This is a genomic window from Nonomuraea sp. NPDC048881, assembly GCF_040649795.1.
Classification (GTDB): domain Bacteria; phylum Actinomycetota; class Actinomycetes; order Streptosporangiales; family Streptosporangiaceae; genus Nonomuraea.
In genome coordinates, this window is record NZ_JBEZGC010000002.1 from 731,664 (window position 1) to 743,301 (window position 11,638).

The window sequence follows — 11,638 nt, forward strand, 5'->3', positions numbered from 1 at the left end:
TCATGTTCTTCGACCGTGTTCTCATCGCCAACCGGGGCGAGATCGCCGTCCGGGTCATCCGGACGCTGCGCGCGCTCGGCATCGAGTCGGTGGCGGTGTTCACGCCGCCGGACGCGGGCGCCAGGCACGCCCGCGAAGCAGACATCGCCCTCGAAGTCTCGAAATATCTGGACATCGAGGCGATTGTCGAGGCGGCGCTCGCCGCCGGCGCGCAGGCCGTGCATCCCGGCTACGGCTTCCTGGCCGAGAACGCCGCGTTCGCGCGGCGCTGCGCCGAGGCCGGGCTCGTCTTCGTCGGCCCGTCCCCCGAGGCCATCGACGCCATGGGCGACAAGATCCGCGCCAAGGCCACCGTGTCGGCGGCCGGGGTGCCGGTCGTCCCCGGAGGGGCCGAGCCGGGCGACGACCTGGCGCAGTGGGCCGACTTCCCGGCGCTGATCAAGCCGTCCGCGGGCGGCGGCGGCAAGGGCATGGTGCTGGTGCGCTCGGCCGCCGAGCTGCCCGACGCGCTGGAGTCGGCCCGCCGTACGGCGCGGGCGGCGTTCGGCGACGGCACCCTGCTCATCGAGCGCTACGTCGAGAACCCCCGGCACATCGAGATCCAGGTCATGGCCGACGCCCACGGCAACGTCGTGCACCTGGGCGAGCGCGAGTGCAGCCTGCAACGCCGGCACCAGAAGATCATCGAGGAGGCGCCGTCGCCCTTCGTGACCCCCGGCATGCGCGCCGACATGGGCGCCGCGGCCGTCGAGGCCGCCCGCTCGGTCGGGTACGTCGGCGCGGGCACGGTCGAGTTCATCGTCGACGGCACCACCGGCTCCTACCACTTCATGGAGATGAACACCCGGCTCCAGGTCGAGCACCCGGTCACCGAGCTGGTCACCGGCCTGGACCTGGTGGAGCTGCAACTGCGCGTCGCGGCCGGCGAGCCGCTGCCGTTCGGCCAGGAGCAGGTGCGGCTCGACGGCCACGCGGTCGAGGCGCGCGTCTACGCCGAGGACCCGGCGCGCGGCTTCCTGCCCAGCGGCGGGCGCGTGCTGGCCCTGCGCGAGCCCGGCGACGACGGGCCGGGCCGGGTGCGGGTCGACTCCGGCCTGGCCGAGGGCGGGGTCGTCGGCAGCGACTACGACCCCATGCTGTCCAAGGTGATCGCCTGGGCGCCGGACCGAGAGGCGGCGCTCAGAGCGCTCGACCGAGCGCTGGCCCGCACCGCGGTGCTGGGCGTGGTCACCAACGTGCCGTTCCTGCGCGGGCTCGCCCGCCACCCCGCGGTCGTGGCGGGCGAGCTCGACACCGGCCTGGTCGAACGGGTGCTGCCCGGGCTGCTGCCGGAGTCCGGCGTGCCGCGCGAGGTTGCCGCGGCGGCGGCGCTGATCTTCCACACGCTGCCGCAGGGCCCCGACCCCTGGCAGGTCACCGACGGCTGGCGGGTCGGCGCGCCCGCCTGGACGACCTGGCGGCTGGAGTCGCGCGACGGCGTGCACGCGGTGCCCGTCCGCGGCCTGCCCGGCCGGTCGGCCGAGGTGCTGCTCGACGGAGCGGCGGTGCCCGCCCGGATCACGACCGACGGCGGCGCGGCGGCCGTCACGCTCGGCGGCCGGACCGCCCGCTACCTGACCGCCCGTCACGGCGACACGCTCTGGCTCGGCAAGGACGGCGAGTCGTGGGCGTTCACCCGCCACCTCATCGGCGACCCGGGCGACCGGCCCGGCGCCGCGGGGGCGGCCGACGGCGTGGTGCGCAGCCCCATGCCCGGCACCGTCCTGCTGGTCAAGGTGCAGCCCGGCGACCGGGTGAGCGAGGGGCAGCCGCTGGTCGTCGTCGAGGCCATGAAGATGGAGCACACGGTCACCGCCCCCTGTGACGGCGTGGTCGCCGAGCTGCCCGTCCAGCCGGGCAGGCCGGTCGACATGGACGCCGTGCTGGCCGTGGTCACCGGTGAGGAGGCGTGATGCCGTACCGCATGCGAGGGCTTCCCGAGCGGGTCACGGTCTACGAGGTGGGCCCGCGCGACGGCCTGCAGAACGAGTCGGCGATCGTGCCGGTCGAGGTGAAGGCCGAGTTCGTCGACCGGCTGGCCGACGCCGGCCACCAGGTGATCGAGGCGACCAGCTTCGTGCACCCCAAGTGGGTGCCGCAGCTGGCCGACGCCGGTGAGCTGCTCGGCCGCCTCGACCGCAGGCCCGGCGTGCGCTACCCGGTGCTGGTGCCCAACGAGCGCGGGCTAGACCGCGCGCTGGAGCTGGGCGTCACCGAGATCGCGATCTTCGCCAGCGCCACCGAGACGTTCGCCGCCAAGAACCTCAACCGCACGCTGGAGAGCCAGTTCGACATGTTCGAGCCGGTCGTGGCCAGGGCGCTGGAGCACGGGCTGCGGGTGCGCGCGTACGTGTCGATGTGCTTCGGCGACCCCTGGGAGGGGCCCACGCCGGTCGGGCAGGTCGTCGCGGTCGGCGAGCGGCTGCTCGGGCTCGGCTGCTACGAGCTGTCGCTCGGCGACACGATCGGCGTCGGCACGCCCGGCCACGTCACCGAGCTGATCGGCGCGTTCGGCGGCCCCGAGCGGCTCGCCGTGCACTTCCACGACACCTACGGGCAGGCGCTCGGCAACACGCTCGCCGCCCTGCAGGCGGGCGTGACCACCGTCGACGCCTCCACCGGCGGCATCGGCGGCTGCCCGTACGCCGAGTCCGCCACCGGCAACCTGGCCACCGAAGACCTCGTGTGGATGTTGTCGGGGCTCGGCATCGAGACCGGGCTCGACCTGGACAAACTCGTGTCCACCAGCACCTGGCTGGCCGAGCGGCTGGGCCGGCCCAGCCCCTCGCGCGTCGTCCAGGCCCTCGCGAAAGGCTGATCATGCTGAACGACGAATACCAAGAGTTGCGCAAGACCGTCGAGGCGTTCGCCCGCGACGTGGTGGCCCCCGTGATCGGCGACTACTACGAGCGCGAGGAGTTCCCCTACGACATCGTGCGCAAGATGGCCGACATGGGACTGTTCGGCCTGCCGTTCCCGGAGGAGTACGGCGGCATGGGCGGCGACTACTTCGCGCTGTGCCTGGCCCTTGAGGAGCTGGCCCGCGCCGACTCCAGCGTGGCGATCACCCTGGAGGCCGCCGTCTCGCTGGGCGCGATGCCGATCTACCGGTTCGGCACCGACGAGCAGCGCCAGGAGTGGCTGCCCCGGCTGGCCTCCGGCGAGATGCTGGGCGCGTTCGGGCTGACCGAGCCCGGCGGCGGCTCCGACGTGCCGGGCGGCATGCGGACGACCGCCGTGCTCGACGGCGGCGAATGGGTGATCAACGGGACGAAGGCGTTCATCACCAACTCCGGCACCGACATCACCGGCGTGATCGGCGTGGCCGCGCTCACCGGCGAGCGGGAGATCTCCACGATCCTGGTGCCGAGCGGCACGCCGGGGTTCACGGTCTCCAAGAAGTACTCCAAGGTCGGCTGGAACGCCTCCGACACCCGCGAGCTGTCCTTCTCCGACTGCCGGGTGCCCGCCGCCAACCTGCTCGGCCAGCGCGGACGCGGCTACGCGCAGTTCCTGCAGACCCTCGACGAGGGCCGCATCGCCATCGCCGCCCTCAGCGTGGGCCTGGCCCAGGGCTGCGTGGACGAATGCCTCAAGTACGTCAGGGACCGCAAGGCGTTCGGCCACCCGATCGGCCACTACCAGGCCATCCAGTTCAAGATCGCCGACATGGAGGTGCGCGCCCACACCGCCCGGCTGGCCTACTACCACGCGGCCGAGAAGATGCTGGCCGGGGTGCCGTTCAAGAAGGAGGCGGCGATCGCCAAGCTGGTGTCCTCGAACGCGGCCATGGACAACTCCCGCGACGCCACCCAGGTGTTCGGCGGGTACGGCTTCATGAACGAGTTCCCGGTCGGCCGCTTCTACCGCGACGCCAAGATCCTGGAGATCGGCGAGGGCACCAGCGAGGTGCAGCGCATGCTCATCGCCCGCCAGCTCGGCCTCGGCGACCTCTGACCGGAGGCCGTACCGGACGTCACGGCACACTCCCGTGGCACGATGGACGAAAGGGCACAGAGGTTCTAGTGTCGTACCTCATGACGGCGGACGATCTTCTCATCAGGAGGGCGGAGAAGGCGGACGCGGACGAGGTGTTCGCGTTGGCGCGCGAGTTCGGGCTGACCTTCAGGCCGGAGCGCGCGGCCTTCGACGCCGCGCTCCCGCAGCTCCTGCGCAACGAGGACGCCCTGCTGCTCACGGCCGTGGTGGGCGGGCGCGTCCACGGGTACCTGCTGGGGTTCGTGCACCTGACGCTGTTCGCCAACGGGCCGGTCGCCTGGGTCGAGGAGGCGATGGTCCAGTCGGGCTCGCGCCGCCAGGGCATCGGCCGCCGGCTGCTGGAGGAGTTCGAGGCGTGGGCCCGTACCCGTCAGGCCGGGTACGTGGCGATGGCCACCCGGCGGGCGCCGGAGTTCTACCACGCCCTGGGCTACGAGGCGTCGGCCACCTTCTTCCGCAAGGTTTTGCGCTGACAGACGACGGCCCGGAGTTTCGGTCCGTTTTGTCGGTGTTTGATGGCATCCTTGGGGCGTGAGCATTCACACCGTCAGCCCCCTGTTCGTCGGGCGCGCCCGCGAGCTGCACGCTCTGGGCGACGCCCTGGCCAGAGCACGTGCGGGCGCGTCGTCCACCGTGCTCGTGGGCGGCGAGGCGGGGGTCGGCAAGACCCGCCTGATCAGCGAGTTCATCGACCGGGCGGGCGAGGCGCGGGTGCTCGTCGGCGGCTGCCTGGAGCTGGGCACCGAGGGCCTGCCGTTCGCGCCGTTCACGGCCGTGCTGCGCGGGCTCGTGCGCGAGCTGGGGCGCGACGGCGTGGCGGCGCTGGTGCCCGGCGGCACGACGCGCGGGCTGGCCCGGCTGCTGCCCGAGTTCGGCGAGCCGGACAAGGACGGCGCCGAGGCGCGGGCCCGGCTGTTCGAGCAGGTGCTCGGGCTGCTGGAGCGGCTGGCCGAGGAGCGTCCGGTGCTGCTGGTGGTCGAGGACGCCCACTGGGCCGACCGCTCCACCCGTGACCTGCTGTCGTTCCTGGTCCGCTACCAGCGCACGGCGGCCCGGCTGATGATCGTGGTCACCTACCGCACCGACGAGCTGCACCGCACCCATCCGCTCCGGCCGATGCTGGCCGAGCTGGGCCGCATCGAGTGGGTGAGCCGGATCGAGCTGCGCCGCCTCACCCGCAGGGAGGCCGTCGCGCAGGCGGCCAGCATCCTGCGGCGCGAGCCGTCGGCCGCCGCGATGGACCTCATCTACGCCCGCAGCGAGGGCAACCCGCTGTTCGTCGAGGCGCTGCTGAGCGAGGCCGACGGCGGCGACATGCTGCCCGAGTCCCTGCGCGACCTGCTGCTGGCCAGTGTCGAGCGGCTGCCCGACGAGACCCAGGAGCTGCTGCGCGTGGCCAGCGCGGGCGGCCAGCGCATCGAGCACGACCTGCTGAGCGCGGTGGCCGGGCTCGACGACACCGCCCTGTCGCGGGCGCTGCGCCCCGCCGTGGCGGGCAACGTGCTGGTGGTCGACGGCGAGGGCTACGGCTTCCGGCACGCGCTCATCCGCGAGGCGCTCCACGACGACCTGCTGCCCGGCGAGCACACCCGCCTGCACACCCGCTACGCGCAGGCACTCGAACGCGACCTGTCGATCCTGCCCGCCCCGCGCGGCGCGATCGAGCTGGCCCACCACTGGCACTCCGCCCACGACTCCACCTGGGCGCTGGTCAGCGCCTGGCGCGCGGCCGCCGCGGCCCGCAAGTCCACCGCCTACGACGAGCAGCTCAGGATGCTCTCGCGGGTGCTGGAGCTGTGGGACCAGGTGCCCGACGCCGCCGAGCGCATCGGCTGCGGCCGCCTCGACGTGCTCAGGCAGACCTCCACGGTCGCCCACCTCGCCGGCGAGTACGAGCGCAGCCTGGCCCTGGCCGGGGCCGCGCTCGCCGAGGTCGACCTCGACGCCGACCCGATCACCGCGGCCACCCTGCTGCGCCAGCGCGGCCTGACCCGCTACGACCTGGGCCGCGCCGGTTATCTCGACGACCTGCGCCAGGCGGCCGAGCTGGTGCCCGCCGAGCCGCCGAGCAAGCTGCGCGGCCAGGTCCTGGAGACGCTGGCGCGCATGCTGCACCGTCCCGAGGACTGGCCGGAGAAGCTGGCGACGGCGCAGCTCGCCATGGAGATCGGCCACCAGATGGGCGACGCCAACGTCGAGGCCCACGCGCTCATCAGCCTCGCCTGGGCGCGGTCGCGCTTCTCCGACATCGAGGCCCAGCTCGGGCAGTTCGCCGAGGCGCGCCGGGTCGCCCGCGCCCAGGGCGCCTACAACGCGCTGATGCGCTGCGCGATCTCCGAGTCCGACGCGCTGGAGGGCGCCGGACGGCACGAGCGGGCCGCCCAGGTCGCCCGCGAGGGCGTGCAGGAGGCCGGGCACTACGGCCTGGCGCGCACGTCCGGCACCTTCCTGGCGATCAACCTGACCGAGCCGCTGCTCTCGCTGGGCCGCTGGGACGAGGCGCTCCAGGTGGTCGAGCAGGCGCTCGACCTCGCGCCGCCGGCCCCCTACCGGGCCAGTCTCCAGGGGTTCCTGGTGGACATCGCGCTCGCGCGGGGACAGATCGACCGGGCCGACAAGCTGCTGTCGTCCTCCGCCAGCGTGTTCGCGCGCGGCACCTACCGGGACCAGACCGTGCTGCCGCAGCTGCGCAGGCAGGTCCTGCTGCTGCGGGCGCAGGGGCGGCTCGGCGAGGCGCTGGAGGCCGCGTCCCGGGGGCTGGAGAACCAGGACCTGCTGCCCTCGCCGCGTTACGCCTGGCCGCTGCTGGTGACGTTCGCGCAGCTCGCCCGGCCCGCGCTCGGCGAGGGCGGCGCGCCGTGCGCGGGGGTCGCGGCGGCCCTCGTGGCGCGGCTGCGGGAGGTCGCGCGGGAGCTGGCCGTGGACGGCGACCTGCAGGAGGCGCAGCGGCTGACGTTCGCGGCGCTGACCGGGCCGGAGGAGGGGCTCGGCGGGGCGGCCCAGCTCAAGGCGTGGGAGTCGGCGGTGGCGGCCTGGGCGGGGTTGCGGCAGCCGTACGCGGAGGCGCAGTGCCTGGTGGGGGCCGCCCAGGCGGCGCTGGCCGAGGGCGACCGGCGCGCCGCGGCCGGGATGGTGACGCGGGCGCGGGAGCTGGCCGCGCAGCTGGGCGCCACGCCGCTGCTCGAACAGCTCGACGTGTTCGGACGGCGGGCCCGCGTCGGCGGCGCCGACGAGCCCGAGGGGCCGCCGCTGGGGCTGACCGCGCGCGAGCTGGAGGTGCTGCGCGAGGTGAGCAACGGGCGCAGCAACCGGGAGATCGCCGCGGCGCTGTTCATCTCGGTGAAGACGGTCAGCGTGCACGTCTCCAACATCCTGGCCAAACTGGGCGTCGCCACCCGCGGCGAGGCGGCGGCCACGGCCCACCGGCTGGGCCTGTTCGGGTGACCGCGGCGGAGCGTCAGCCGGTGAGCTGGGCCTCCAGGCGGTAGCCGTCCACCGTGACGTAGACCTGGTCGCCGGGGCGGGCGTTCAGGCGCATGAGCACCGGCTGCAGCGAGTCGAAGACCGGCTGGTGGCCCTGCCAGACCAGCACGATCGCGTTGTCGCCCGGGCCGGTCACCGACAGCAGGGTGCCCGGACGCATGCCGAGCTGGGCCGCGTAACCCTCCGGCACCGGCACCGGGCCGCCCCTGAGGTGTTCCGGGGTGACCTCGATGCGCTGCCAGCGGCGCGGGTCCGACGACGGGCTCGGCAGCGGCGGAGGCGGCGTGGACGGCGTTCCGGCCAGGCTGCCGGGCAGCATGCCGGACCGGCCGCCGGACAGCGCCGACAACGTGGCCAGGGCCGCCGAGGGGTCGATCGAGTTCGCGCCCGCCGTCGGGATGGGCTGGCCGCCCCGGTGGTGGTGGCCGTTGGCGCCGGGCGTACGGCGGGGGAGCGGCTGGGCGGGCTGCGGGGAGGCGTCCGCCGGGCCGGGGGCCGACTCCGAGGGCAGGGCGTCGAGCCACGCCTTGGCGGAGTGGGCGCGGATGCCCAGCTCGGCCAGCAGCTCGACGACGTCGGTGTCCGGCGGGGCGGCGGCCAGGAGCTGCCGCGTACGGGCCTGGAGGCCGTGGATGTCGCCGACGACCAGCCAGCCGTCCTGGAGACGGCGGTCGGGCATGAGCGTGACCAGGACCCGCCACAGGGGCGTGCGCAGCGACGGGACCATCGCCGGGTGGGCCGGGTCGGCGCCGATGAGCTGCTCCTCGGTGGCCGCCGCACCGAGCCATTCGGTGAGCCGGAACATGTGGCCGGTGACCGGCGCCGACTCCGACGAGCGCAGCCAGTGCAGGACGCGTTCCTCGGCGGTGCGCTGGGCCTGGGAGAGCACGTCGCGGTCCACCAGCAGCTTGTGCGCCAGGGTGCGCAGGCTGACCGGGTCCTCGGCGAACAGCCGGTGCACGGCGACGGCCAGCTCCAGCTTGTCCAGGCCGCGGAACAGGCCGTCCACGACGCGGACCATCGCGTGGTCGGGGTCGGCGGGCACCGGGCCGGGAGCGGCCGTCCCGCCGGGGACGGGGGCGGTGTACGGGGGGCCGTCGGCGCCGGCCTGCGGGCCGCCGTCCGGACGCCCGGCGGTGGGCCGCTGCGGCAGCCGCGCACCACCCTGCGCCGGGAAGGACCCGGTCTGAGGCCCGCTGGACGGCTGCGCGGGGAAGGACCCGGTCTGAGGTCCGCTGGACGGCTGCGCGGGGAAGGACCCGGTCTGAGGTCCGCTGGACGGCTGCGCGGGGAACGAGCCGGTCTGAGGGCCGTTGGCGGGCTGGGCCGGGAACGAGCCGGTCTGGCGGCCGCCTTCGGACTGCGCCGGGAACGAGCCGGTCTGGCGGGTGGCGTCGGGCTGGGCGGTGAAGGAGCCGGTCTGGTGTCCCTGGGCGTTCTCCGGCGGCGGGGGGAACGAGCCGGGCTGCTGGGCGGCGGGGCGGGCCGCGGCCGGGCGCTGCGGCAGGCCGCCCTCACCGGCCGGGGCCGGGCGCGGGGCGCCCTGGGGCTGGGCCGGGAAGGCGTCGCTGTGCGGGGTGAAGGCGGCGGGCGGGCGCTGGGGGCCGCTGGCGGGCTGGGCGGCGTACGCACCGGCTTCGGCCGCCGGGACGGCCGGGAAGGACCCCGTCGCGCCGCGCGCGAGCGGACGGGTGACGTCCGGCGAGCCGGACTGCTGGGCGGGTACGGCCCCCCGCTGCGCCGGGATGCGCCCGAGCACCTCGCGCAGGACCGAGCCGACCACCACCTCGGGCGTCGCCGACGGAGTGCCGAGATCGCCGGGTGACAGGCGGCGCAGCCGCTGCCAGCCGCCGAGCCCGGTGATCGCCGTACGGGTGGCCTCCGGCCAGCCGGGCAGCGCCGGATCGACCTGATGGACGGCGAGCGCGGGAAGCAGGTCCACCAGCGGCAGATGGTCCCAGCGGGAGGAGATCAGCCGGGCGAGCCGTTCGCAGACCCAGTCGAGACCCGCCGTGCCGAGCGCCCTGGACACCGCGAGCGAGGACCACCACCCCGCCGGCAGCCGCGGATCACCCAGCACCTCGGCCACCTGCTGAGGGCGGCTCCAGCGCAGAGCAGGGACGAGGTCGCTCAGGCAGATCGATGACTCGACTTCCATCGGCGGACCTTATCCTCCCCAGTGGGCCGCGTGGGCAACCCGGTACGCATGTGGCTAATGGTGCAGCCTACGCGGCAAGCTATCAATCAGTGTGAATAGGGTAAAGACGGTTCAGATCCAAACCGTACCGTGGACGGCCGCCCACCTGGGCCACACATTGCGCACCGGCACGGCAACCCGCCTCCAGCGCGAGCGCGGCGTCCGCCCCCTGGAGGGTGGCGGTGAGATACCCGGCCGCGAAGGCGTCACCGGCGCCCGTGGAGTCCACGACCTCGGCGGACACGCCCGCGCACGTCGCCGTGACCTTGCCGTCCACCGCCACCAGCGCGCCCTCGGCGCCCAGTTTCACGACCGCTGTGCCGTACGTCTCACTCAGCAGCACGGCGGCCCGCTCCGGCGCCGGTACGCCGGTCAGGACCAGCGCCTCGTCCAGGTTCGGGATGATCAGGTCGGCCGCGGACGTCTCCCGCATGAAACGTTCGACGCCGAAGTCCCGCAGCGGGCCCGTCGAGGCCGGGTCGATGCTGACCGGCACCCCGGCGGCCACGGCGTCCCGGACGGCGGCCCTGGCCAGGCGGAGACCGGGGGCCGCGAACAGCGTGTAACCCGACAGGTGCAGCCGGCCGACCCCGTCCAGCAGGGACGGGTCCCAGTCGGCGTCGGAGATCAGGCCGCCCGCGCCGCGGTTGGTGAGCATGGAACGTTCGCCGGTCTTGTCCACCATGGCGATGACGACCGCCGTGGGGTGCTCCTGGTCCACCAGCACGTGGGGCCGGACCCCGGTCCTGACCAGCTCGGTCGTGTGCCACTCGCTGCTGTCGTAGCCGAGCTTGGCCAGCAGCCGCGAGTCGGCCCCCAGGTGGGCGGCCCAGGCGGCGGTGTTCGCGCCCGAGCCGCCGGGCCGCAGCACGATCTCCGCGGCGGTGTCGGTGCCCGCCATGACCGGGGAGCCGTGCAGCGCCACCACGTCGGTGACGACATCACCGATCACCAGGAGGCCGGTGTCGCTCACGCCCGCGACCAGGCCACGGCGATCTCGGCGGCCAGGGCGGTGTTCCCGCGCACGGCGGCCAGGTTGGCCTCCAGCGACGCGCCGCCGGTGCCGTTGACGAGGTAGCTGAGCAGGAACGGCGTGATCGCCTGCCCCTTGACGCCCTCCCGCTCGGCGGCGGCCAGCGCCTCGGCCAGCACGCGGTCGTGCAGCGCCGGGTCGAGCTGCTGGTCCCGCGGCACCGGGTTGGCCACGATGAACGCGGTCTCCGGGCCGGCCAGCGCGTCCTGGCCGCGCATGACGGCGGCGGCGTCCTCGGGCGACTCGATCCGCCAGTCGATCGGCTGGCCGGAGGAGTTGAGGTAGAAGCCGGGGAAGGTGTCGGTGCGGTATCCGGCCACGGTCACGCCGCGCGTCTCCAGCCGCTGCAGCGTGGCCGGCACGTCGAGGATCGACTTCACGCCCGCGCAGACGACCGTGATGCGGGTGCGGGCCAGGGTGTCGAGGTCGGCGGACTCGTCCTGGTCCTCGGTCCAGCCGCGGTGCACGCCGCCCAGGCCGCCGGTCGCGAAGATCCGCACGCCGGCGCGGGCGGCCAGGAACGACGTGGCCGACACGGTGGTGGCCCCGCTCGCCTTCAGCGCGGCGGCCAGCGGCAGGTCGCGCTGACCCAGCTTGCGCAGCCCGGACTCGGTGGCGATGCGCTCCAGCTCCAGCTCGTTCAGGCCGATCCTGGCCACGCCGTCGAGGACGGCGATCGTCGCCGGGACCGCGCCCGCCGCGCGGACCACTCCCTCCAGCTCGCGGGCCACCTCCAGGTTGCGCGGCTGCGGCAGGCCGTGGGAGATGATCGTGGACTCCAGGGCCACGACGGGCGCGCCGCCCGCCAGGGCCTCGGCGACCTCGTCGGACGGCTGGAGAAGGGGGTCGGTGGCGCTGCGCATGACGGGTTTCAAGCTCCTTGAGTG

Annotated in this window: 8 protein-coding genes; 5 read left to right on the forward strand and 3 right to left on the reverse strand. The window is 74.5% G+C overall.

Annotated features, from left to right (window positions below):
- The first annotated feature begins 2 nt into the window (after window positions 1-2).
- The 5 genes from AB0C33_RS08950 to AB0C33_RS08970 all read left to right on the forward strand — a co-directional run bounded on the left by AB0C33_RS08950 (window position 3) and on the right by AB0C33_RS08970 (window position 7,482).
- Window positions 3-1,952, forward strand: coding sequence for a biotin carboxylase N-terminal domain-containing protein (locus AB0C33_RS08950; RefSeq protein ID WP_358285189.1), 1,950 nt, complete (start codon window positions 3-5; stop codon window positions 1,950-1,952).
- Complete coding sequence (locus tag AB0C33_RS08955) at window positions 1,952-2,857, forward strand: hydroxymethylglutaryl-CoA lyase (protein ID WP_358285191.1); 906 nt, start codon at window positions 1,952-1,954, stop codon at window positions 2,855-2,857. Before AB0C33_RS08950 ends, AB0C33_RS08955 begins: the two co-directional genes overlap by 1 nt.
- A 2-nt stretch (window positions 2,858-2,859) precedes the next feature.
- On the forward strand, window positions 2,860-3,996 hold the full coding sequence (locus AB0C33_RS08960; protein WP_358285193.1) for an acyl-CoA dehydrogenase family protein: 1,137 nt from the start codon (window positions 2,860-2,862) through the stop codon (window positions 3,994-3,996).
- An 80-nt stretch (window positions 3,997-4,076) separates the two neighbouring features.
- Window positions 4,077-4,511: a GNAT family N-acetyltransferase gene (locus tag AB0C33_RS08965; RefSeq protein WP_352320284.1), complete on the forward strand. Its 435-nt coding sequence runs from the start codon at window positions 4,077-4,079 to the stop codon at window positions 4,509-4,511.
- A 58-nt stretch (window positions 4,512-4,569) separates the two neighbouring features.
- On the forward strand, window positions 4,570-7,482 hold the full coding sequence (locus AB0C33_RS08970; protein WP_358285196.1) for an AAA family ATPase: 2,913 nt from the start codon (window positions 4,570-4,572) through the stop codon (window positions 7,480-7,482).
- Between the two features lie 13 nt (window positions 7,483-7,495).
- Here the strand turns inward: AB0C33_RS08970 and AB0C33_RS08975 are convergent, their stop codons facing one another.
- The 3 genes from AB0C33_RS08975 to AB0C33_RS08985 all read right to left on the reverse strand — a co-directional run bounded on the left by AB0C33_RS08975 (window position 7,496) and on the right by AB0C33_RS08985 (window position 11,614).
- Complete coding sequence (locus AB0C33_RS08975; protein ID WP_358285198.1) at window positions 7,496-9,679, reverse strand: hypothetical protein; 2,184 nt, start codon at window positions 9,677-9,679, stop codon at window positions 7,496-7,498.
- Window positions 9,680-9,761: 82 nt separating this feature from the next.
- Window positions 9,762-10,691 (reverse strand): sugar kinase, encoded by a 930-nt coding sequence (locus tag AB0C33_RS08980; RefSeq protein WP_358285200.1) that lies wholly within the window; start codon window positions 10,689-10,691, stop codon window positions 9,762-9,764.
- Complete coding sequence (locus AB0C33_RS08985) at window positions 10,688-11,614, reverse strand: pseudouridine-5'-phosphate glycosidase (protein ID WP_358285202.1); 927 nt, start codon at window positions 11,612-11,614, stop codon at window positions 10,688-10,690. Before AB0C33_RS08985 ends, AB0C33_RS08980 begins: the two co-directional genes overlap by 4 nt.
- Between the last annotated feature and the right edge of the window lie 24 nt (window positions 11,615-11,638).